The sequence below is a fragment of the Pantoea sp. MHSD4 genome (assembly GCF_021043305.1).
GTDB classification, from domain to species: domain Bacteria; phylum Pseudomonadota; class Gammaproteobacteria; order Enterobacterales; family Enterobacteriaceae; genus Pantoea; species Pantoea eucalypti.
Genome location: NZ_JAJNDH010000001.1, coordinates 431152 through 454442 on the forward strand (window position 1 = coordinate 431152; position 23291 = coordinate 454442).

Here is a 23291-nt window from a genome sequence, read left to right on the forward strand (position 1 = left end):
AGCCTCATTAAATTCAGCAGGGCGATGTGCCAGTCACCGGTTTATATGTGATCCACATCGCTCTGACAATGTAACCTGTGTTGCATGTTTCAACTTTGCGAGATCTATCGCAAAGTTTCAGCCAAACCAGTGCAGCAGGAGCGGAAAAATAAAGGGCGCCAGCAGTGAGGTGATGATGCCGCAGATCACCAGCGCCAGTGAACTGAAGGCGCCCTCCTGATAGTCGAGCTCGGCCGCGCGTGCTGTGCCCAGGGCATGTGACGCATTGCCAATTGCCAGTCCGCGCGCGGCTTTAGACTTCACGCCCAGCAGATTCAGTACCGTGTGCCCGAACACCGCACCCAGCACCCCGGCAATAAGTACACAAATAGCGCTGATAGCGGGGATACCATGCAGCGAGCCGGAGACAGCCATCGCGATGGGTGTGGTCACGGATTTGGGCATGATCGTGGCGGCAATTTCGGGCGTGGCACCCATCCACAGAGCAATAGCAGTACCTGAACTCATGGCGGTCACACTGCCAATAAAGCAGACGCCGATAATGGACTTCCAGCGGGCACGAATCTGGTGCATCTGCTCATACAGCGGCAATGCCAGCGCAACCACGGCCGGTTGCAACAGCTGATTGAGAATCTCACTGCCTGCGAAATAGCGCGAGTAGGGCAGCTGTAACAGCAGCAGTATCGGGATAATGATCGCCATCGCCACCAGCAGCGGATTTAGCAGCGAAATCTTCAGTTTTATCGCCAGCTTGCGTGCCAGAAAAAAGGCGGCCAGCGTCAATGGCAGCGACCACCATATCTCACTCATCAGCAGACTCCCCGGCCGGACGGCGGCTGTGAAGCTTGTGGGCACTTACGCCAACAATGGAGAGGACCAGCAGGGTGCTGACGACGCAGGAGACAACGATAGGGCCGAACTGCGCGGTAAGAATATCGGTGTAGCTCATTACCCCGACGCTAATCGGCACAAACAGCAGCGCCATATAGCGAATCAGCAGATGGCATCCCGGCTTCACCCAGCTCACTGGCAAAATCTGTGACGCAAGCAGGGCAAACAGAATTAACATCCCCAGAATGCTGCCGGGCATTTTGATAGGCAGCAGCGAGGCGATACCGATACCGGCGTATAAGCAGAGATAAATGATGATAAAAGCGCGAAGATAACGTCCGCAGACAGACAGCACGGTGAGCATGGCAGGCTCCTGTTTTCACTGATCTTCATCATACGCATTAACCGCTTAGCGTGCTAGCGATCACACTTATGGGTACAGGGCAGTGCCGGGTGAAGCGTGCCGGGAAAGAAAAGGAGAGGTTGGGTAGTCGTGGGAACAGAGAAGAGAAAACCCTTCGCGCCAGAGCTAAGGCACGAAGGGTTTCAGAACGGCAGTGTGCTTTGCAGCTTAAACCGCAGAGGGCAGACCTTTACTTAACCGGCATGCCCGGTACAGCACCGCTATCAACGGACAACACGAACAGATCTTTCCCGCCCGGACCCGCTGACAGCACCATACCTTCGGAGATGCCGAAGCGCATTTTACGCGGCGCCAGGTTGGCCACGATGATGGTCATTTTACCGACCAGCACAGAGGGATCAGGATAAGCGGCGCGGATGCCCGAGAAAATCTGACGCTTTTCACCGCCCAGGTCGAGTTGCAGACGCAGCAGCTTGTCTGAACCTTCAACCCGTTCCGCCTGCTCGATTAGCGCAACGCGCATATCCACTTTGGCGAAATCGTCGATGGTGATGGTGTCACCAATCGGCGCATCTGCCAGCGGACCGGTTGCGGCTGGTGCACTTGCTGCGGCAGCATCCTCTTTTGAGGCGTCAATCAGTCCCTCAACCTTCGCCATTTCAATGCGGCTGTAGAGTGCTTTGAATGGCGCAACCTGATGATCCAGCAGCGGCTGCGCAATGGCATCCCAGCTCAATTCACAGTTCAGGAAGCCCTCTGCACGGGCGCTCAGTGACGGCAGCACCGGCTTCAGCCAGGTCATCAGAATGCGGAACAGGTTAATGCCCATTGAGCAGATGGCCTGCAGATCGGCATCACGGCCTTCCTGCTTCGCGACCACCCACGGAGCCTGCTCATCGACATAACGGTTCGCCAGGTCGGCCAGCGCCATAATTTCACGGATAGCACGGCTGTATTCGCGCGCAGCCCAGGCATCACCAATCTTCTCTGACGCATCAACGAAGGTCTGATAGAGCGCCGGATCGGCCAGTTCTGCCGCCAGTTTGCCGTCAAAGCGTTTGGTAATGAAGCCTGCGTTACGTGACGCCAGGTTAACCACTTTGTTGACGATGTCGGCATTTACGCGCTGGACGAAATCTTCCAGATTCAGGTCGATGTCGTCGATACGTGAAGAGAGTTTCGCCGCGTAGTAGTAACGCAGGCTGTCGGCATCCAGATGTTGCAGCCAGGTGCTGGCTTTGATAAAGGTGCCGCGCGACTTCGACATCTTGGCACCGTTAACGGTGACATAGCCGTGTACAAACAGATTGTTCGGCTTGCGGAAGTTGCTGCCTTCCAGCATCGCTGGCCAGAACAGGCTATGGAAATAGACGATATCTTTACCGATGAAATGATACAGCTCGGTGGTGGAGTCTTTACGCCAGAATTCGTCGAAGTCGATGTCGCCGCGCTTGTCGCACAGGTTCTTGAACGAGCCCATGTAGCCGATAGGCGCATCCAGCCAGACGTAGAAGTATTTGCCTGGCGCATCCGGAATTTCGAAGCCGAAGTAAGGCGCATCGCGTGAGATATCCCACTGCTGCAGGCCTGACTCAAACCACTCCTGCATTTTGTTCGCCACCTGATCCTGCAGCGCACCGGAGCGGGTCCACGCCTGCAGCATGGCGCTGAAGGACGGCAGATCAAAGAAGAAGTGCTCAGAGTCGCGCAGAACTGGCGTCGCACCAGAAACCACAGACTTCGGATCGATCAGCTCGGTCGGGCTGTAGGTCGCGCTGCAGACTTCACAGTTGTCGCCGTATTGATCAGGTGACTTACATTTCGGGCAGGTGCCTTTCACAAAACGGTCCGGCAGGAACATCCCTTTTTCCGGATCGTAAAGCTGGGAAATGGTGCGGTTTTTAATAAAACCGTTCTCTTTCAGGCGGCCGTAAATCAGCGCAGACAGCTCGCGGTTTTCATCGCCGTGAGTGGAGTGATAATTGTCATAGCTGACGTTGAAACCGGCAAAGTCGGCTTCATGCTCGCTTTTCATTTCTGCAATCATCTGCTCCGGCGCAATGCCCAGCTGCTGAGCTTTCAGCATGATAGGCGTGCCGTGCGCATCATCGGCGCAAATGAAATAAACCTGATTGCCACGCATTCGTTGGTAACGCACCCAAATATCTGCCTGGATATGCTCGAGCATGTGGCCGAGATGGATTGATCCGTTCGCGTAAGGCAGTGCGCACGTTACCAGAATTTTTTTAGCGACTTGAGTCATAGTTTGCGTAGCTTTCTGTTGATTGAAAAAACGGGCTTAGATGGTAACTGATGGCTTCTCCTGCGTAAACATAAGGGATTCACCCCGCCAGTCGCCGCAGATCCACGAGCATCTGATATCATTGACAATACATCGCTGAAACACAGCGTAAGCACAGCAGAAATAAGGAGCAGGGGATGACAGTACAATCCCGGGAACCGCATACGCCAGAGGGCCTGCGCGCCATCGTAGCGGGCGTATTGAGAAGCTTTGAGCATCCGACCCTTAAACAGAATCTCACCTCGCTGAAAGCGCTGCACCACGTGGCGCAGCTGGATGGAACGCTGCATGTTGAACTGCTGATGCCGTTTGCGTGGGCCAGCGGGTTCGATGCCCTGAAAGAGCAGGTCAGCGCCGACCTGCTGCGTCAGACCGGCGCACGCGCCATCGACTGGCGGCTCAGCCACGATATCGCCACCCTGAAGCGGGTGAAAAACCAGCCGGGCGTTAACGGGGTTAAAAACATTATTGCGGTCAGCTCCGGCAAAGGCGGCGTGGGTAAATCCAGCACCGCCGTAAATATGGCACTGGCGCTGGCAGCTGAGGGCGCGCGCGTCGGCATTCTTGACGCGGATATCTACGGCCCGTCTGTGCCGAACATGCTTGGGACTCAGGACCAGCGGCCAACCTCGCCGGATGGGACCCATATGGCGCCGATCATGGCACATGGGCTGGCCACCAACTCCATTGGTTATCTGGTCACGGATGACAATGCGATGGTGTGGCGCGGACCCATGGCCAGTAAAGCGCTTATGCAGTTGCTGAATGAGACTCTGTGGCCTGAGCTGGATTATCTGGTGCTGGATATGCCGCCCGGCACGGGCGACATTCAGCTGACGCTGGCGCAGAACGTGCCGGTAACCGGTGCGCTGGTGGTCACGACGCCGCAGGATATCGCCCTGATTGATGCCCGCAAAGGACTGGTCATGTTTGAAAAGGTCAATGTGCCGGTGCTGGGCGTGGTAGAGAATATGAGCCTGCATGTCTGCAGCCAGTGTGGCTTCCACGAGCCGATTTTCGGCACCGGCGGCGCGCAGAAACTGGTGGAGGATTACCAGACGCAACTGCTGGCCCAGTTGCCACTGCACATTGACCTGCGCGAAGATCTTGATGAAGGTGAACCGACAGTGATTCGCCGGCCCGATAGCGAGTTTACCACGCTGTATCGCCAGTTGGCCGGACGCGTCGCGGCCCAGCTTTACTGGCAGGGCGAGGTCATCCCTGGCGATATCGCATTCCGCGCGCTTTAAGCCCGACCCGACCCGCTGGCGTATTGTGAGGCCAGCGGGTAGTGCATCAGCACATAACCGCCGTGCTCGCCTTCGCCCTTTGAAATCATCTTCCAGCCATGCTTCAGATAAAATGCCTGCGCCGCTTTGTTCTTCTGCAGGCACTTAAGCGCGCCGGTTGAGGTAAAACGCGCCTCTACCGCCTCCAGCAACGCGCTGCCCACGCCGCGCCCCTGCCAGTCAGGATCGACATAGAGACTGTGCAGGAAGTTGTCGTTCTCCAGCAGACCTGCAAAGCCGACCCGATGGCCATCAGCCTCCGCAACCAGGACGGTCTCCCCCAGAATAACGCCATCAAAATCTTCCAGTTGCCACTCGCTGCCCTCCAGCCAGCGCCAGTTATGTCGTCGCGCTGCCAGAAACAGCGTACGCAGGAAAGGACGGTCGGCTTCAGTAAACGGACGAATCTCCACGGGTCAGCTCCTTATCATCTGGTATTACAAAACTAGCAGTGATTAGCCGAGACGTGCCTAAAAGATCGCGTAAAAGATAAAGCGGGTTAAATGTCACGTAAATCGCTGTACACTGCCTGCCGGGCCAGAGAGCATCAGGCTCTCAGCGTTTGATAGCTTTCGTTTATCAGATTGATAACGTCCGCATATTAGATGTTGGCCCGAAAATTATGTAACCTGCATCACATATTTTAACGGAGGCCACCAGATGTCTATTATCAATACCAAAATTAAGCCGTTCAAAAACGCAGCATTCAAAAACGGCGAATTCATCGACGTAACCGAGAAAGACGTTGAAGGTAAATGGAGTGTGTTCTTCTTCTATCCAGCTGACTTCACCTTCGTCTGCCCGACCGAACTGGGCGACGTGGCTGACCATTACGAAGAGTTCCAGAAACTGGGCGTAGACATCTACTCCGTTTCTACCGACACCCACTTTACCCACAAAGCCTGGCACGGTTCTTCAGACACCATCGCGAAGATCAAATACACAATGATCGGTGACCCGACTGGCGCGCTGACCCGTAACTTCGAAATCATGCGTGAAGACGAAGGTCTGGCTGACCGTGGGACGTTCATCGTTGACCCGCAAGGCGTAATCCAGGCAATCGAAATCACCGCTGAAGGCATTGGCCGTGACGCCTCTGACCTGCTGCGTAAAGTGAAAGCGGCTCAGTACGTGGCTTCTCACCCAGGTGAAGTGTGCCCGGCTAAATGGAAAGAAGGTGATGCAACACTGGCTCCGTCTCTGGACCTGGTTGGCAAAATCTAATCCCGCTTTGCTCTTTCGATCATTCTCCAATCGGGTGCTGCGGCACCCGATTTTTTGACCAGGATATCACTATGCTCGACACAAATTTGAAAACCCAGCTCAAGGCCTACCTTGAGAAATTAACCAGACCTGTTGAGTTGATTGCCACCCTGGATGAGGGTGCAAAATCAACCGAGATCCGTGAACTGTTGGTTGATATCGCCGGCTTGTCTGACAAAGTCAGCTTCCGCGAAGAGAATGATCGTCAGGTGCGTAAGCCCTCATTTCTGATCACCAACCCAGGTTCGAACAGCGGCCCGCGTTTTGCCGGTTCACCTCTGGGTCACGAATTTACCTCACTGGTGCTGGCACTGTTACAGACCGGTGGGCATCCGTCTAAAGAAGCACAGAGCCTGCTGGACCAGATCGCCGCGCTGGACAGTGACTTCCATTTCGAAACCTATTATTCACTCTCATGCCATAACTGCCCGGACGTCGTCCAGGCGCTAAACCTGATGGCGGTGATTAACCCGCGCATCAGCCACACTGCTATCGACGGTGGCCTGTTCCAGAACGAGATTCAGGAACGCAACGTGATGGGCGTGCCAGCGGTTTACCTGAATGGTAAGGAGTTTGGTCAGGGCCGCATGAGCCTGGCGGAAATCGTCAGCAAAGTAGATACCAACGCGGATAAACGTGCAGCGGAAGAGCTGAACAAGCGTGACGCCTATGAAGTCCTGATTATCGGCAGTGGCCCGGCGGGTGCAGCGGCAGCCATCTACTCAGCGCGTAAGGGTATCCGTACTGGCCTGATGGGCGAACGTTTTGGCGGCCAGGTACTGGATACGGTGGATATCGAAAACTATATTTCCGTACCGAAAACCGAAGGCGCGAAACTGGCAGGTTCACTGCGCGCACACGTTGATGATTACAATGTGGATGTCATTGAAAGCCAGAGCGCCATCAAATTGATCCCGGCGGCGAAACAGGGCGGACTGCATGCAATCGAAACCGCCTCCGGCGCAGTATTGAAGTCTCGCAGTATCATTCTGGCGACCGGCGCACGCTGGCGCAACATGGGTGTGCCGGGTGAGGAAGAGTATCGCACCAAAGGCGTCACCTACTGCCCACACTGCGATGGCCCGCTGTTTAAAGGCAAGCGTACGGCAGTGATCGGCGGCGGTAACTCCGGCGTTGAAGCAGCCATTGACCTGGCGGGTATCGTTGAACATGTTACGCTGCTGGAGTTTGCCGGTGAGATGCGTGCCGACCAGGTATTGCAGGATAAGCTGCGTAGCCTGAAGAACGTTGATGTCATCCTGAACGCGCAGACCACCGAAGTGAAAGGCGACGGCACTAAAGTGACCGGCCTGCACTATCTTGACCGTACGACGCAGACCACCCATGAGCTGCCGCTCTCTGGTATCTTCGTTCAGATCGGTCTGCTGCCAAATACCCCGTGGCTGGAAGGCGCGGTTGAGCGCAATAAAATGGGTGAGATCATCATCGATGGTAAATGCGAAACCAGCCTGAAAGGCGTGTTCGCGGCGGGCGACTGCACCACCGTGCCGTACAAGCAGATTATTATTGCCAGCGGCGAAGGCGCAAAAGCTTCACTGAGCGCTTTTGACTATCTGATTCGCACTAAATCGGCTTAATAACGTTTAGTCAGGCAGACAATAGCCCTTCAGCATTCGTGCTGAAGGGCTTTTTTTTAGTCTGTTAATAGCCCGCCAGCGTCATCAGCATCATCCATATCGGCGTCGTTACCGCGGCAAACACCGTAGAAAAGAGCATACTGGCCGCCGCCGGACCCGTAATGACATTAAACTTCTGCGACATCAGATAAACGTTTACTCCCACCGCCATTGATCCCAGCAGGACTACCACTTTACTCTCCAGCGGCGGCAGACCGGTCAGCCACGCGATAGCCCATACCGTCATCGGTTGCAGCACCAGCTTCAGCAGGCAAATGGTGTAGCTCTCTTTTAAGCCGTCCCGCACCCGATAGTGCGCCAGGCTCATGCCCAGCGTGACCAGCGACAGCGGCGCGGCCAGCGAGGCCAGCATCTTTAATGGTTCAGCGGCCAGCAGTGGCAACGGGCGTTGCAGAAAACTCCAGGCTGTACCGCTGAGAATGCCAATGATGAGCGGATTCTTCAGCACACCGATCAATGTGCGCCAAAGGCCATTCAGCGAGAAGCTGCCCTGTTTCGCCCACTCGACTGAAACGGTCAGTAAAGTCCACAGGATCAGGCTGTTAAACACCAATACCAGTGCCACCGGTGGCAGCGCTTCCGGCCCGAGTAACACGGTGGCCACCGGGATCCCCAGCATCACGTTATTAGAGAAGATACCGCCCAGGGCAAAGACTGAAGCCGCCACGCCATCCAGATCGAACAGCCTTGTTGCCAGCAGTCGCCCCACGATAAACACCAGCAGGCAACTGCCGAAGAAGGCCAGTAACAGGCGCGCATCCACCGGCGGGCTTTGTGAGAAGGTACTCATTACCCGAAACAGCATGCAGGGCAGTGCAACGTTAAACACAAAGCGGTTCATCCCTTCGCTGATGCTGGCAGGCCATTTTCCGAGGCGTGTCAGGCAGTATCCCAGTAAGATCAGGATAAATAGCGGGGCAGAAAGATAAATTTGATGGCTTAAGCTTTCAAACAGCAGTGGCATAGAGGGCGTCTGATCAGGCGATGATTAGTTACCAGACTAACAAATTGCTAACTAACTGTTAACTGGAACGGTGTCTGAACCCTCCGCCGTGAGGGCGACTAATCTAACCAGCGACGCGCCTGTTCATCGGTGATATCACGATAATAGACGCGATGGATTATTTCGTTACAGCCTGAGCAGCGTGCGGAAATATAGGTTGAAAAATAATATCTGCCACTGGGTGCGACGGCACCCTGACGTTCAATAATAATATCCTGCCATCGATGACGGTGTGGAATAAGCGCTAAAAATCGCATCATACATCCTGCATAGTATGAAGTTCCGCTTCAGGAGGTAACTAACCTCATGAAATAAAATATTTTTTACGATGATGCTGCAAGCAGGTTAATTATTATTATGCAGTCAGAGACACTGCAGGAAATATTGCCCACCAGAGTGATTAACAGGGATAACCATAAAGAGGTATCCTTTTAGCCCGCAGCATTAAGCCTTTTTTTGTGACCTCAGGCGTTGATCGGGATCATATGAATTGTTTCAGCACGGATTATTTCCCCGACAGGTGTCGCTTGCTTTCACCGTATAGCTCTCCTATGCTGCAAGCCGTAACACGACTCGGGGTGCCGCTTTCCACACGGAAAGGGCTGAGAAAAACCCGCTGACCTGAACTGGATAATGCCAGCGTAGGGAAGTCTGATGCCTGACCGCATTCGCCTTCTTGTTCGCCGGTTGGGAGCTACGATGACACATCAATCTCAACACCTTTCTGCCGCGCACTTCGCGCCCATCCTGCACACTTTCCGCCGTCAGTCACCGCTGGTGCACTGCATGACCAATGACGTGGTTCAGAACTTCACCGCCAATGTACTGCTGGCACTTAATGCCTCACCGGCGATGGTGATCGATCCGGAAGAAGCCGCAGAGTTCAGTGAATTGGCCGATGCGCTGCTGATTAATGTGGGCACGTTAACCCGCGAACGGCAGCAGGCGATGCAGGCTGCCATCACTGCCGCTAATCTGGCGGGCACACCCTGGACACTCGATCCGGTTGCGGTCGGCGCGCTGACGCTGCGCAGTGACTTCTGTCAGCAGTTATTGAGTCAGCAACCGGCGGTGATCCGCGGCAATGCATCAGAGATTCTGGCGCTGGCACAGCAGGCCAGTGGCGGGCGGGGCGTTGATACACTGCATCAGGCGGATGCGGCAATTGATGCAGCACAGCAACTCGCTGAGACCTGGAAAACGCTGGTGATCGTCACCGGTGAAGTGGACTACGCCACGGATGGTCAGCGGATCCTCGCCATAAGCGGTGGAAGCCCGTTAATGACACGGGTGGTGGGCACCGGCTGTGCACTCTCCGCCGTGGTAGCGGGCTTCAGCAGTCTGCCTGGTGATCGTCTAATGAATGTCGCGGCCGCCTGTCAGTTCATGGCCCTGGCGGGGGAAAAGGCAGCGGCGCAGGCTGCCGGGCCGGGCAGTTTTGTCACCGCGTTTATTGATGCCCTCTGGACGCTGGAGGTGGGCAATGAAGCGCATTAATGCCCTGACGATTGCCGGTACCGATCCCAGCGGCGGGGCAGGCATTCAGGCCGATCTGAAAACCTTCTCGGCTCTGGGCGCCTATGGCACCAGCGTCATAACCGCGCTGGTGGCACAAAACACGCAAGGCGTGCAGTCTGTTTACCGGATTGCACCTGAGTTTGTTGCCGCCCAGCTCGATTCGGTGCTGAGTGATGTGCGCATCGACAGCGCAAAAATTGGCATGCTGTCAGAAACGGCTATCGTAGAGCAGGTTGCTGCCCGGCTGAGAAAGGCAGCTATCCCGTTTGTGGTACTGGATACCGTGATGGTCGCAAAAAGTGGCGATGCGCTGCTCTCGCCAGACGCCGTGGCCAGCGTACGTGAGCTGTTATTGCCGCAGGTCTCGTTGATCACACCGAATCTGCCGGAAGCGGCGGCGTTGCTCAACTGTGCTGTCGCCAGCGATGAGGCGGAGATGCGCGAGCAGGGACGGGCATTGCTGGCGCTGGGCTGTCAGGCTGTGCTGATGAAAGGCGGACATCTTACGGCGGCAGAGAGCCCGGACTGGCTGATCACGCATTCCACTGAGCAGCGATTCAGCACGTCTCGCGTCAACACCCGTCACACCCATGGCACCGGCTGCACGCTGTCGGCCGCCTTAGCCGCGTTGCGTCCGCGTCATGCTGACTGGGCAGAGACGATTGGGGAAGCCAAAAACTGGTTACAACAGGCGTTGTTAATGGCAGATACGCTGGAGGTCGGGAAGGGCATCGGGCCGGTTCACCATTTTCATCAATGGTGGTGACGGCGAAGACCCGCACCGGCCTGACATTCAGGCGGTGCGGGTGATGAGCGATTAGGGTGCTTCAAACCAGGCGCTGTTACGCTCGGCAATGGGAGTGATTGAGAAGATCATCTCCTGCAGGTGGCGACGCATCGCCGCTTCGGCGGCATTGTCGTCATGGCCCTTGAGCGCGGCAAAAATCTCTTCATGCTGCTCAATCAGCTTTTCTGGCGGCGAGACTTCACTCAGCGTCAGAAAGCGCACGCGGTCCATTGCCGCTTTGATGTTCTCCACCGTCTCCCAGGCCAGCTTGCAGTCGATACTTTCAGCGATCAGGCGATGAAACTCATCGTCCAGCGTAAGAAAAGCCTGGCTGTCATGGCGCTCAGCAGCCATGCGCTGCAGCTGCAGGTTATGTTCCAGCGCCATCAGCGACGAATCGTCTATCTCCAGCGCCGCACGACGAACCACCGACACTTCCACCGCTTCACGGATAAAGCGGCCATCCGCTACCCGCTTAGCGGAGATTTTGCGCACAAAGGTGCCGCGCTGCGGCAATACCTGTACCAGTCCGGCTTCAGCCAGCTTGATGAACGCTTCGCGCACCGGCTGGCGTGAGACGTTGAAGCGCGCGGACACTTCCTTTTCAGAAAGCAGCGAGCCTGGCTGAATTGCGCAGGTGACAATATCTTTGCGCAGATACCGGTAAATCTGCTGATTTACCGGTTCGCTGGTCGTAATGGTATAGGCGATCGACATGCAGCAATATCCATATTACGGCTGGCAAAAGCCAGCGCGATGGGAAAGTGCCAGTCTAATCAGCGCGCTGCGTCTGCGCCAGCCCTTTTAGCTGCGGTTGAGAGACTGATGCACCGTCGTGCGCGCGCCCTGAGCGGTCAGTTTGTTATACCAGGCGGTCAGTCGGCCGACCACATCGGCATTCTGCGCCAGATCGTCGCCAAACACTTCGCGCATGGAGAGTAACGCCCGAACACGCGCTTCACCCTCTTCGCTGCTGGCGACGCATTCTGCCAGTTGCGCTTTCATCGGATCACGAATCTCAATCGGCTGACCCTTCTCATCAATGCCGCCGACATAGCGCATCCAGCCCGCCACGCCCAGCAGCAGCAGGTCGCAGTCGCTGCCGCGCTGCAGGTGCCAGCGCAGGCTATCAAGCATACGTTGTGGCAGCTTCTGGGTGCCGTCAGTGGCAATCTGTCCGGTGCGATGTTTAATCGCACGGTTTTCATAACGGGCAATCAGCGAATCGGCGTATGCATTGAGATCCACGCCCTGAGTGCGCAGCGTCGGGGCTTGCTCATCCACCATCAGTGAACGGGCGGCGGCGCGGAAATGAGGATCGGCCATGCAGTCGCTGATGTACTCATAACCGGCCAGGAAGCCAAGATAGGCCAGGAAAGAGTGGCTGCCATTCAACATCCGCAGTTTCATCTCTTCATAGGGCAGGACATCGCTGACCAGCTCTGCGCCTGCTTTTTCCCACGCCGGACGACCATTAACGAAGTTATCTTCGATCACCCACTGGAAGAAGGGTTCCGCTTCAACCGCAACGGGATCGCTGCAACCCAGGCGCGCGTTCAGCGCGGCAAATGCCGCATCGGTCATGGCCGGAACAATGCGATCCACCATGGTGGAGGGGAAGGTGATGTGCTGCTGAATGTAGTCTGCCAGCGCCGGATCCTGATACTGTGCCAGCTGCACAATCACATTACGGATGACGTGACCATTTTCCGGCATGTTGTCGCAGGACATTACGCTGAACGCAGGCAGATCCTGCTTCTGCCGGCGGCGAATCGCGGCCAGAATCAGACCCGGCAGCGAGCGAGGCGAGTCTGGATTCTGCAGATCGTGCACGATGTCAGGATGATCGGGGTTTAAATTTCCACTGGCGGGCTGATGGCAATAGCCTTTCTCGGTGACAGTCATAGAGACAATGGCCACCTCTGGCTGACTCATTGCGTTGATCACCGCCTCAATCCCATCACTTTTGCCGTGCAGCGCCTGAGTAATCACGCCAATGACCCGGGTTTGCAGTGAGTCATCGGCCATCTCTGTCAGGGTATAGAGCAGATTTTGCTCACGCAGAGCCTGAATCAGATCGCCGCTGTTGAGGTTAACTTCGCAGTAGCCCCAGTCACTGCCCTGTTCAGCCAGCTTATCGCTGCAGAGTGCCTGATGCGCGCGGTGAAACGCACCAAAACCAATATGTACCATGCGAGTCTTTAAATTGCTGCGGTCGTAAGTGGGGCGCTGGACCTCAGCGGGCAGGCGATCAATCTGTAACATAGTCCGTCCTTATGGCAAACGGGGCGCATGGCGCCCCGAAATCATCGTTCTGTTAGCGGAACAACACTCAGACCGAAACCGGTTTATCCTGGGATTTCGGACTGCGAATCACGAACAGCACCAGGAAAGCCCCCAGCGCGGCGACACAACCCGCCAGTACAAAGGCGCTATCGAATTTACCGGTGTGCTGGACAATAAAGCCGGTGACGATCGGCCCGATGATGCCGGAGAGGCTACCCACCAGATGGATAAAGCCGCTGATGCTGCCGATACGACTCTTGTGTACCACATCCTGAATAATCGCCCAGTAGATCGCGCCGGTGATATAGAGAAAGAAAATCGACACCGACATCATCATAACGGCGGGAACCACTTCTTTTATCGTACCCGCCAGTGCCACACAAATTGCGGCTGCCAGCAGTGAGACCACCAGCACAATTTTACGGGACAACAACAGTTTGCCGGTGATATTGAAGATTTTATCGGAGATCCAGCCACCCAGCGCCAGACCAACGAATCCGACTATCCACGGGATCATGGTGGTGATGCTCATGGATTTGATATCCAGGCCGTGCGCCTGCACCAGATAGGCCGGGAACCAGCTCAGGAAGAAGAACAGGATGTAGTTGTAGCAGAAGAAGGCAAACGCCGTGACCAGGATAATCGGCTGGCGCAGGTAGTAGCCAAACGGATGCGGCGTTTCAGCCAGGTCAACCTCATCATTCGGATTGGTGGCTTTCAGGCGATCAATCAGCAGACGCTCTTTTTCGGTGACAATTTTGCTTTTTGCCGGGTTATCAGCGGCAAAGAAGAGCCAGAACGCCATCCAGACCAGACCGATACAGCAGACGATCACAAACGCCGGACGCCAGCCATAGGCCAGAGCAAGATAGCCAATGATCGGGCCGGCGACGGCGCCACCCAAAGGTGAGCCGGCACTCAGTAAGCCCATCGCTGTTGCGGCCTGTTTTTTCGGGAACCAGCCGTTAATGGCTTTGTTGGCTGAGGAGCAGATTGGGCCTTCCGCCATGCCGAATAGCACACGCAGAATCAGCAGCGACCAGAAGCCGGTCGCCAGTGCGGTCATGCCGCAGAAAATGGACCAGGCACCCACCGCCACGGCCAGCACGATTTTCGGGCCAAAGCGGTCAGTGGCGAGGCCGCCGACAAAGTTAAACAGGGCATAGCCGAAAAAGAAGCTGCCGAAAATCATGCCGAACTGCTCAGCATTGATCGCCAGATCTTTCTCCACCAGCGGCACCGTCAGTGACAGGGCAACACGATCGAGGTAGTTGATCATGTAAACCAGGAAGAGCAGCAAAACGAGGGTCCAGCGCAGATTCTTGAACATACAAACTCCGTGATCTGTTTTCTTTTTTAATCAGGCCGGCGGGTACGCACCGGCGAAGGAGACCTGGTGTTCAGCGGGAATTAACCCATTTGCAGGATCACTTTGCAGCAGGTGCGCGGATCTTTTTCGAACAGGGTCATCGCGCGTTCAATCTCCTGCAGCGGGAAGTAGTGCGTCACGAGTTTCTCTGGCTGGATCAAGCCTTGTTCCATCCACGCGATCACCTGTGGAAAGCGGTTGCTGTTGAGACGCGAGGTAAACAGCGACAGCTCTTTGCTGGTCAGGCTCTGCTGAGTAATGCTGCACGGTTCGCCGGAGAAGCCCAGCAGACCGATACGCGCGGCCGGTGAGGCGAGCGCGGCGGCTTCTGCCAGAATAGCGGGATGGCAGGCAGCGTCGATAATCAGCGTGGGCTGGACGCCCTCAAGCTGTGCTGCCAGTGGGATTTCGCTGTTATCGAACAGCTGATCGGCACCACTCTCTTCAGCCAGCGCCAGGCGTTCCGGCAGACGATCCACCACCATCACTTTTTTCACTTTATAGACGTTTTTCAGCACCTGAATCGCGGTAAGCCCCATTGGTCCGGCGCCATAAATCAGGGCGACATCGTCTGGCTGCGGCTTAAGAAACGCCGTGATGTTGGCTGCGATGGTAAAGGGCTCAACCAGGCTGGCAAGCTTGTCGGGGATGGCGTCCGGCAACTCCCAGGCGTTTTTTGCCGGGGCCAGCGCATAGTCGCTGAAGCCGCCGTCGCGATGCACGCCAATCACCTGCAGTGTGGTACAGACATTGGGGCGGCCTACTGAGCAGGGATAGCAGCTGCCGCAGCTCACCACCGGATCGACCGCCACGCGCTGACCCAGTCGGGCCGCATCGACTCCCGCACCTACCGCATCAATCACACCAAAAAATTCATGGCCAATCACGCGCGGATATTTTGCGAACGGGTTATGGCCGTGCCAGATATGCACATCCGAACCGCAGATACTGGCATAGGCCACTTTGACCCGGACTTCGCCTGCCGCCGGTTGTGGCAGTGGACGTTCAGCTATCACCAGTTCGCCTGGCTGTTCAATAACAACACTTTTCATGAGCTTCTCCTTACCAGTTCCACAGGGTGCCATCTTCAAGACGGGCGACCGGCAGATAGGCAGGTTCATAGGGATATTTCGCAGCCAGTTTCTCGTTGAACTCTATGCCAAGGCCCGGTTTGTCGCCGGGATGCATATAGCCCTGATCAAAGGTCCAGTTTGCGTCAAATAGCTCCATCATCTGTTCAGAGAAGCCCATGTACTCCTGCACGCCGAAGTTCGGCACCCAGAGGTCAAAGTGCAGTGCCGCCGCCATGCAAATCGGGGAGAGATCTGAAGGACCGTGAGAGCCGGTGCGCACCTGATAGAGCGAGGCAAAATCAGCGATACGTCGCATACCGGTAATGCCGCCCGCATGTGTGATGGTGGTGCGGATGTAGTCGATCAGCTGCTCTTCAATCAGCTGCTTACAATCCCAGATGCTGTTAAACACTTCGCCCACCGCAATCGGCGTGACGGTGTGCTGGCGGATCAGACGGAAGCATTCCTGGTTTTCGGCGGGTGTCGGATCTTCCATCCAGAACAGGCGATAATCTTCCACACTTTTACCAAAACGCGCTGCTTCAATTGGCGTCAGGCGATGGTGCATGTCATGCAGCAGATGCTCATCGAAACCAAATTTGTCGCGGATAGCCGCAAAGAGTTTCGGTGTGAAATCGAGGTATTTCTCGGTTGACCAGAACTGCTCTTCCGGCCAGTGACCTTTGGTTGCTGGCTCGTAAGCCAGGCCTTTGCCTTTTGCCATCCCGTAAGTGGTTTTCATGCCCGGCACGCCGCACTGGGCGCGAATCGCTTTGAAGCCCAGCTCTTTATGTTTCGCGTAGTCATCCATCACTTCATCAATGGAATGGCCGGTGGTGTGGCAATAGACCATAACGCCAGTGCGTGAGGCACCACCCAGCAACTGGTAAAGCGGCATATTGGCAGCTTTACCTTTGATATCCCACAGTGCCATATCGACCGCAGAGATAGCGGACATGGTCACCGGACCGCGACGCCAGTAAGCGCCTTTGTAGAAGTATTGCCAGATATCTTCGATCTGATGGGCATCGCGGCCAATCAGCTGCGGACAGATGTGATCTTTCAGGTAGGAGGCGACCGGTAATTCACGGCCATTCAGCGTGGCGTCGCCAATGCCGGTCAGTCCCTGATCGGTGGTGATTTTTAGGGTGACAAAGTTTCTGCCTGCGCAGGTTACAAATACTTCCGCCTTAACAATTTTCATCCTGGTTGCCTTTCAGTCAGCGTTCAATGATGAAAAAGTACGCACTTTAATACTACCATACAAGTTGGTCTGGCAGAGTTGTGAACCCAGTCACAGAGTGTTTCAGGGGTACCCAGGCGCGGCAAACAGGGGAATGAAAGAGGCGCTTTTTACAAACAGAGATTCAGACCGGCATTAAAAGGGGGCTTTCGCCCCCTGAATCAGGCTCAGGAAAGGAGTTCACACTGTGGTGGCAGGCGACAGCTTAATGCGCCCGCCATCACCTCAATCACGAATTCCCGTCCTGAAAGCGGCTCGCCATCAAGGTTAAAGGTCATTTCATGCGGAGAACGGATGGTCAGTGACTCAAGCTGTGCGGTGACGATGCCCGGATTGTCATCGTCGCCCGTCAGTGAGTGCAACAGGGTCGGCAGCAGCTCCTGTGCGGTGACAATGCTGACGTCCAGCCGGCCATCGTTAATCAGGGCCGAAGGGCAGAGTCGCTGACCACCGCCCGCCTGACGTCCATTACCAATGCCAATGACCAGCGCATCACCCTGCCAGTTGAAATCGGGACCGCTGATCTCGCAGGTATCAGGTTTCAGCGTATCCATGCGCATCAGGCCGTGAATAAAATAGGAAACACCGCCCAGTGCCGACTTTAGCTTTTCCGGGGTTTCCGTGGTGATACGGGTGCCAAATCCACCCGTCGCCATGTTAATGAAGTAGTGATCCTGGTTCACTCTGGCCAGGTCGATGGTGCTGGCTTTGCCCTGGATCGCCAGGCGCAATGCCGGTTCCATCTCTTCCGGGATGCCCACGCTGGTGGCAAAATCGTTGGCCGTTCCCAGCGGCAGGATGCCCAGCACCGGGCGATGATCGGCATTCGATGCCGCCAGCGCCGTCGCGATTTCGTTGATGGTGCCATCGCCACCACCTGCGACCACCGTCTCCGCCTGCAGCGCAATCGCCTCTTTGACGTACCTGTCGCCATCACCTTTTTCAAAAGTGACACGCACCGCAATATCGAAGCCTTCTTCACGAAGGGCAGTAATGGCTTCGCGCAGATCATCATTGCCCGCGCCTTTCCCATTCAGAATGAGTAGCGTTAGCGGTTTATTATCCATTTTGCGTTCCTTGGAGATCTACAGAGTAAGAAGGGGAATTTATAACATAGCTGCCAGCAGTAAATAATTGGCGAAAGAGAGAAAAAAGAAAACCCGCACGGGGGAGCCGGGCGGGTAAATGAGGTGGTTCCAGGTAAATCTGCCGTTTGTTGTTACTCATTATCAGCAGGCAGGACTATAAAGCAGCGCTGAACAGGGGTCTGTGATCCTGTTCTGATTTCCTCAAAATGTTTCCGTTGGTAAACGATTATGTGGATCCCGGGTATCTTCACCATGATCGAAGTTGCGCAGCAGCAGTGCAAAACGCAGATCGACTTCCTGCGGCACCCGCAACCAGATGCGATGGCCATCGCCCGGCGCAACCTCTGTGGGTTCGCCGCGCGCGTTCTGCAGCGCATCAAGCTGACAATTCAGGTTTCCTTCAGGCGTCATGATCTCCACGCTGTCGTGCAGCATAAACTTGTTCTTCACCGCCACTTCAGCCCACTCACCCCGACGCTCGCCGGTAAATTCGCCGACGAATTGCTGGCGATCGGACACGGAAAAACCCTGCTGATAATTCTGATAACTGTCATGCGTGTGGCGGCGCAGGAAGCCTTCGGTATAGCCGCGATGGGCCAGACCTTCCAGCGTTAACAGCAGTGACGGATCAAACGGCTTCCCGGCAGCGGCATCATCAATCGCCCGGCGATACACCTGGGCGGTGCGGGCGCAGTAGTAGTAAGACTTGGTGCGCCCCTCGATTTTCAGCGAATGAACGCCCATCTCGCTGAGCCGCTCAACATGCGCGACCGCGCGCAGATCCCGCGAGTTCATGATATAGGTGCCATGCTCATCTTCGAATGCGCTCATCACGTCGCCAGGTTTCATCTTCTCTTCCAGCAGAAACACCTTGTCGGTAGGCTGACCGATGCCCAGCACCGGCGTGACATCCTGCACTGCGACAGGCGTGTGAATACCGACGATATTCCCCACCTCATCCTGCTGACCTTCCTGCACTTTATATTCCCAGCGGCAGGCATTGGTGCAGGTGCCCTGATTCGGGTCGCGCTTGTTCATATAGCCTGACAGCAGGCAGCGACCGGAATAGGCCATACAGAGCGCGCCATGAACGAAGACTTCCAGCTCCATCTCCGGCACCTGCTGGCGGATCTCGCCAATCTCCTCCAGCGATAACTCGCGTGACAGGATTACCCGGCTCAGCCCCATCTGCTGCCAGAATTTTACCGTGGCCCAGTTGACCGCATTGGCCTGCACCGACAGGTGAATCGGCATCGTCGGAAAAGCCTCGCGCACCAGCATGATAAGACCGGGATCGGACATGATCAGCGCGTCAGGCTGCATCTCCACCACCGGCGTCAGGTCGCGAATAAAGGTTTTTAGCTTGGCGTTATGCGGCGCAATGTTCACCACCACATAGAATTTTTTGCCCAGCGCGTGCGCTTCATTGATGCCCAGCGCAAGATTTTCGTGGGTAAATTCATTATTGCGCACCCGCAGGCTATAGCGCGGCTGGCCGGCATAGACGGCATCGGCCCCATAAGCAAAGGCGTAACGCATGTTTTTTAGCGTGCCAGCAGGGGAAAGCAGTTCGGGTTTCATGATCTTCTCACTGATGTCAGGTCAGTATGTCGCTTCAGGCGACAGGTGCAGGACCATTAAGCCCTGCAAAGGGTGCGGAATTGTAGGCAGTGAGAAAAGGGAAGTAAATTGATCGGGATCAAACTAGATCAAATGACAGGCATCGGCTTCCCAGCGATAGCCCATCCCGTAAACGGCGCGGATAAAAGGTTGCTCACTGTCGAGGTTCTCCAGCTTCCGCCGCAGATTCTTGATATGGCTGTCGATGGTGCGATCCGTGACCACGCGGTAATCATCATAAAGATGGTTGAGCAGCTGTTCACGTGAAAAGACCTTGCCCGGTTCCAGCGACAACGTTTTCAGCAGGCGGAATTCCGCCGGAGTAAGATCCAGTGGCTTTTCGCGCCAGCTGGCGAAGAAGCGGCTTTCGTCCACCCGCAGCAACGAGGCGCTTTGCGGCTCTTCCGCTGAACGCCTGACCCGGCGCAGAATCGTTTTGACCCGTGCCACCACTTCACGCGGACTGAAGGGTTTGCAGATGTAGTCATCCGCGCCCAGCTCTAATCCCAGCAGCCGATCGATCTCCTCGGTACGCGCGGTAACCATAATAATCGGCAGCTCGGAATGACGGCGGATTTCACGGCAAAGCGTTAAGCCATCGGTGCCAGGCAGCATTAAATCCAGCAGCATCAGATCGGGTGGCGTCTGACGCACATACTCCAGCACCGCGTTGCCGTCGGCGATGTGATGGGTACGGTAATTTGAGGCGTGCAGATAATCGATCATCAGCTGCGCCAGTTTCGGCTCATCTTCGACCACCAGAATCAGCGGGTCGTGGTTTTCCTGGCTCATAAGCGTTTACACAAGGGGAACATAGCGCAAGTGTAGCGCGATTTTCAGTCCACCTAAATCAGAGTGCGACGCATGAATATCGCCACCATGTGCATCAGCGATATTTTTACAGATGGCCAGTCCCAGACCCGAGCCGCCGCTGGCGCGGTTGCGCGAGCCTTCGGTGCGGAAGAAACGCTCAAAAATCTGCACCTGATGTTCTTTATCCACGCCAGGTGCGCTGTCATCAAAATCGATGCACCAGTGGGGCGCTTCATACTTCAGCGTCACTTCTACGCGGCCACCGCTGTCGGTGTAGCGCAGGCTGTTCTCAAGAAGGTTGGTGAATAACTGCATCAGCCGGTCGGGATCGCCAAAGAACGGGGCGTTTTCGGGCAGATTCAGTTTCAGCGTCAGGCCGTGTGCGCGATAGCGCTCGGCAAAGCTGCCCGCCGTCACCTCCAGCAACTGAACCAGATCGGTGGCCTGTTTGCGGTAGGCAAGGGCACCCTCATCCGACAGCGACAGCTGGTGCAGATCGTCCACCAGCTTGGTCAGCACCACCACCTCGCTCTGCAGCGAGGCGATCGCTTCCGGCGTCAGTTTGCGCACCCCATCCTGCATCGCTTCCAGTTCACCACGCAGGATCGCCAGCGGCGTGCGCAGCTCATGGGAGATGTCGGCCATAAAAGCGCGCCGCATGCTCTCGTTTTTCTCCAGCGAGCTGGCAAGCAGGTTAAAGTCACCGGCCAGCTGGCCCAGCTCATCCCGGCTGCTGACCTCCACGCGGGTAGCAAAATTACCGGCCGCCAGATGATGGGTGCCGTCGACCAGTCGCTTGACCGGCGCCAGCAGACCGCGCGCCATCAGCCAGGTCGCCAGTGCCGCCAGCAGCGTTGAAAGCCCCACGATAATCCAGCTGGTGCGCCGCTGCTGTTGATCAAAGTTAATGTCCGTGCTGCGCGTCAGCCGCTCCGGCGGCGAGCCGATCACCCAGCCGACCACTTTATTGTTGCTGGTGGTGATGTTGCGTCGTGTGCCTTCGGGTGGCACCGGCGATTTTGGTCCGGCCAGCACTTTATACTGCTGGTCAAGAATCCAGAACTGGGTCCGCCAGCCGTGCGGCGGTAGCTGGCTGTTGCTGTCGGGATTCTGCTCCAGCGAGCGCAGCATGGTAAAGACCAGCCGATCGTTATGGCGCAAGAAATCCCAGTTGCCGTGCTGCTCATACTGATCGGCGAGGGCATCGCTGAGCAGGTTTAACCGCTGCTCGTTGCCGCGTTTAATGTAGTCGACAAAGCCGTGCTCGAAACTCATCCGAACGCCCCAGTGCATGGTGATCAGGACCAGCATGCAGGTAGCGAAAATCGCCATAAACAGTTTGGCACCGATGCCCAGTCGCAGGTTAACTCTCATTTTTCTCTCCGGCGTCGCAAATCAACGTTGGCATTCGTCTGTGGCGGAACGCGCCAGAACACCAGCGCGGGCAGAAGAATAATCAGCGACATGCAAAGGTAGGTATAAATAAACATTGAGTGATTCGCGGTGCTGTTCGCCATGTTTTCATGAGCAAATGCGCCCAGCAACAGCCCGGCGACGGTGACGCCAATACTCATCGACAGCTGCATAATCATCGACAACAGGCTGTTGCCGCTGGATGCCAGCTCATCGGGCAGCTCCTTCAGCGTCAGGGTATTCATTGAAGAGAAGCGAATGGCATTGACCATGCCCTGCAGAAACAGCACCAGCGGCAGTAGCCAGAGCCAACCCATGAGCGCCACCAGGGGGAACAGCAGGACCACCAGCGCCAGCGCCACCGTCGACATCACCAGCACGTTGCGGTAGCCGTAAAGATTGACGATGCGCACCACTATGCGCTTCATCCCCATATTCCCCAGCACCATTGAAATCATCATCAGACCGGCGTGAAACGGGCTGTAGCCCATGCCAATCTGCAGAAAAATAGGGGTCATAAAGGGCAGCATGCCGCTGCCGATGCGGCCGGTAAAACTGCCCAGCAGACCAATGGCATAAACGCGGTTATCAAACAGTTTCAGGCTGAACAGCGCATTATCATTGCCGCGTGCATGTATCAGGTAGAAGAGCAGAGAGAACAGGCCAACGAGAATCATGGCACCCAGTAACAGCGGTGAGCCACCACTGCTGCGCTGGCCATCCAGCGCCAGTGTCAGGGTTGCCATGCCAGCGGCCAGCAGGATAAACCCGGCGAAATCAAAGCGCCGCGTCTGCATGCTGTAGTTGGGCATCAGCATCAGAGTGGCGATAGCGCCGGCGATGCCGACCGGAATATTGATGAGAAAGATCCAGTGCCAGCTGGCGTACTCTACCAGCACACCGCCCAGAGCCGGACCCAGCAGCGGGCCAATCTGGCCGGGCAGAGTGACAAAGGTCATGGCGGACATATATTGCTCGCGCGGCACGATTTTCATCACCGTCAGGCGACCCACGGGGACCATCATGGCGCCGCCAATCCCCTGAACCACGCGCGACAGCACCAGCTGATCCAGCGTGCCGGACATGGCGCACAGCAGCGAGCCGATACTGAACAGCAGAATCGCGCAGAAGAAAACGTTGCGCACGCCAAAACGATCCGCCAGCCAGCCACTGACCGGCAGCATCACCGCCACCGTCAGCACGTAATAGACGATCACCGAGTGCATGTGCAGCGGACTGACTCCCAGATCGTGCGCCATCGATGGGATCGCGGTATTGACGATGGTGGTATCCAGCGTCTGCATAAAGAAGCCGATGGCAACGATCCACAGTTGCCAGCGGACGTTAGTGCTTTGCGTAGTCATCGATCCC

At 56.1% G+C, this 23291-nt stretch carries 21 protein-coding genes and 1 riboswitch; of the genes, 5 read left to right on the forward strand and 16 right to left on the reverse strand.

Going from position 1 to position 23291, the window contains the following annotated elements; all coding sequences use genetic code 11:
• Nucleotides 1-117: 117 nt before the first annotated feature.
• From LQK91_RS01955 to metG, 3 genes are all read right to left on the reverse strand, one after another.
• The gene (locus LQK91_RS01955) at nt 118-810 is read right to left on the reverse strand and encodes a CidB/LrgB family autolysis modulator (RefSeq protein WP_004571249.1); all 693 of its coding nucleotides are present in this window, start codon (nt 808-810) and stop codon (nt 118-120) included.
• A complete protein-coding gene (locus LQK91_RS01960; RefSeq protein ID WP_004571250.1) occupies nt 803-1195 on the reverse strand; it encodes a CidA/LrgA family protein in 393 nt (130 codons plus the stop codon). The genes LQK91_RS01955 and LQK91_RS01960 overlap by 8 nt, the downstream gene beginning before the upstream one ends.
• Before the next feature lie 229 nt (nt 1196-1424).
• Nucleotides 1425-3458, reverse strand: a complete 2034-nt coding sequence (gene metG / locus LQK91_RS01965; RefSeq protein ID WP_008926104.1) for a methionine--tRNA ligase — start codon at nt 3456-3458, stop codon at nt 1425-1427.
• A 176-nt stretch (nt 3459-3634) separates the two neighbouring features.
• On the opposite strand from metG, the gene apbC reads away from it, so the two are divergent.
• A complete protein-coding gene (gene apbC / locus LQK91_RS01970) occupies nt 3635-4747 on the forward strand; it encodes an iron-sulfur cluster carrier protein ApbC (RefSeq protein ID WP_004571253.1) in 1113 nt (370 codons plus the stop codon).
• Here the strand turns inward: apbC and LQK91_RS01975 are convergent.
• The gene (locus LQK91_RS01975; RefSeq protein WP_105098974.1) at nt 4744-5199 is read right to left on the reverse strand and encodes a GNAT family N-acetyltransferase; all 456 of its coding nucleotides are present in this window, start codon (nt 5197-5199) and stop codon (nt 4744-4746) included. The two genes, apbC and LQK91_RS01975, sit on opposite strands and share 4 nt — an antisense overlap.
• A 247-nt stretch (nt 5200-5446) precedes the next feature.
• Here LQK91_RS01975 and ahpC point away from each other — a divergent pair, with 247 nt between their 5' ends.
• Together ahpC and ahpF are read left to right on the forward strand one after the other, a co-directional pair.
• Nucleotides 5447-6010 (forward strand): alkyl hydroperoxide reductase subunit C, encoded by a 564-nt coding sequence (ahpC, locus tag LQK91_RS01980; RefSeq protein WP_004571255.1) that lies wholly within the window; start codon nt 5447-5449, stop codon nt 6008-6010.
• A gap of 71 nt (nt 6011-6081) precedes the next feature.
• Entirely contained in the window at nt 6082-7647 is a 1566-nt protein-coding gene (ahpF, locus tag LQK91_RS01985) for an alkyl hydroperoxide reductase subunit F (protein WP_105098975.1), read from the forward strand.
• Nucleotides 7648-7711: 64 nt separating this feature from the next.
• Here ahpF and LQK91_RS01990 read toward each other — a convergent pair whose 3' ends face one another.
• Together LQK91_RS01990 and LQK91_RS22050 are read right to left on the reverse strand one after the other, a co-directional pair.
• Nucleotides 7712-8671, reverse strand: coding sequence for an AEC family transporter (locus LQK91_RS01990; protein ID WP_004571257.1), 960 nt, complete (start codon nt 8669-8671; stop codon nt 7712-7714).
• Nucleotides 8672-8769: 98 nt separating this feature from the next.
• Nucleotides 8770-8967, reverse strand: coding sequence for a hypothetical protein (locus tag LQK91_RS22050; protein ID WP_004571258.1), 198 nt, complete (start codon nt 8965-8967; stop codon nt 8770-8772).
• A gap of 307 nt (nt 8968-9274) precedes the next feature.
• Nucleotides 9275-9375: riboswitch (TPP riboswitch) on the forward strand.
• Nucleotides 9376-9409: 34 nt separating this feature from the next.
• Between LQK91_RS22050 and thiM the strand changes: the two genes are divergently transcribed.
• On the forward strand, nt 9410-10207 hold the full coding sequence (thiM, locus tag LQK91_RS01995; RefSeq protein WP_105098976.1) for a hydroxyethylthiazole kinase: 798 nt from the start codon (nt 9410-9412) through the stop codon (nt 10205-10207).
• Complete coding sequence (gene thiD, locus LQK91_RS02000) at nt 10194-10994, forward strand: bifunctional hydroxymethylpyrimidine kinase/phosphomethylpyrimidine kinase (protein ID WP_105098977.1); 801 nt, start codon at nt 10194-10196, stop codon at nt 10992-10994. Before thiM ends, thiD begins: the two co-directional genes overlap by 14 nt.
• Nucleotides 10995-11045: 51 nt before the next feature.
• On the opposite strand, the gene LQK91_RS02005 is transcribed toward thiD, so the two are convergent.
• The 10 genes from LQK91_RS02005 to mdtD all read right to left on the reverse strand — a co-directional run bounded on the left by LQK91_RS02005 (nt 11046) and on the right by mdtD (nt 23284).
• Nucleotides 11046-11732, reverse strand: a complete 687-nt coding sequence (locus LQK91_RS02005) for a GntR family transcriptional regulator (protein WP_004571261.1) — start codon at nt 11730-11732, stop codon at nt 11046-11048.
• A gap of 87 nt (nt 11733-11819) precedes the next feature.
• Nucleotides 11820-13280, reverse strand: a complete 1461-nt coding sequence (locus LQK91_RS02010; protein WP_105098978.1) for a mannitol dehydrogenase family protein — start codon at nt 13278-13280, stop codon at nt 11820-11822.
• Between the two features lie 67 nt (nt 13281-13347).
• On the reverse strand, nt 13348-14631 hold the full coding sequence (locus LQK91_RS02015; protein WP_004571263.1) for an MFS transporter: 1284 nt from the start codon (nt 14629-14631) through the stop codon (nt 13348-13350).
• Between the two features lie 80 nt (nt 14632-14711).
• On the reverse strand, nt 14712-15722 hold the full coding sequence (locus tag LQK91_RS02020) for a Zn-dependent oxidoreductase (protein WP_105098979.1): 1011 nt from the start codon (nt 15720-15722) through the stop codon (nt 14712-14714).
• Nucleotides 15723-15732: 10 nt separating this feature from the next.
• Entirely contained in the window at nt 15733-16947 is a 1215-nt protein-coding gene (manD, locus tag LQK91_RS02025; protein WP_105098980.1) for a D-mannonate dehydratase ManD, read from the reverse strand.
• Nucleotides 16948-17153: 206 nt separating this feature from the next.
• A complete protein-coding gene (yegS, locus tag LQK91_RS02030; RefSeq protein WP_004571266.1) occupies nt 17154-18053 on the reverse strand; it encodes a lipid kinase YegS in 900 nt (299 codons plus the stop codon).
• Between the two features lie 222 nt (nt 18054-18275).
• A complete protein-coding gene (yegQ, locus tag LQK91_RS02035; RefSeq protein ID WP_105098981.1) occupies nt 18276-19658 on the reverse strand; it encodes a tRNA 5-hydroxyuridine modification protein YegQ in 1383 nt (460 codons plus the stop codon).
• 120 nt (nt 19659-19778) lie between these two features.
• Nucleotides 19779-20486: a two-component system response regulator BaeR gene (gene baeR / locus LQK91_RS02040; protein ID WP_004571268.1), complete on the reverse strand. Its 708-nt coding sequence runs from the start codon at nt 20484-20486 to the stop codon at nt 19779-19781.
• A gap of 6 nt (nt 20487-20492) precedes the next feature.
• Complete coding sequence (gene baeS, locus LQK91_RS02045) at nt 20493-21881, reverse strand: two-component system sensor histidine kinase BaeS (protein WP_004571269.1); 1389 nt, start codon at nt 21879-21881, stop codon at nt 20493-20495.
• On the reverse strand, nt 21878-23284 hold the full coding sequence (gene mdtD, locus LQK91_RS02050; RefSeq protein ID WP_105098982.1) for a multidrug transporter subunit MdtD: 1407 nt from the start codon (nt 23282-23284) through the stop codon (nt 21878-21880). Before mdtD ends, baeS begins: the two co-directional genes overlap by 4 nt.
• Nucleotides 23285-23291 lie beyond the last annotated feature (7 nt).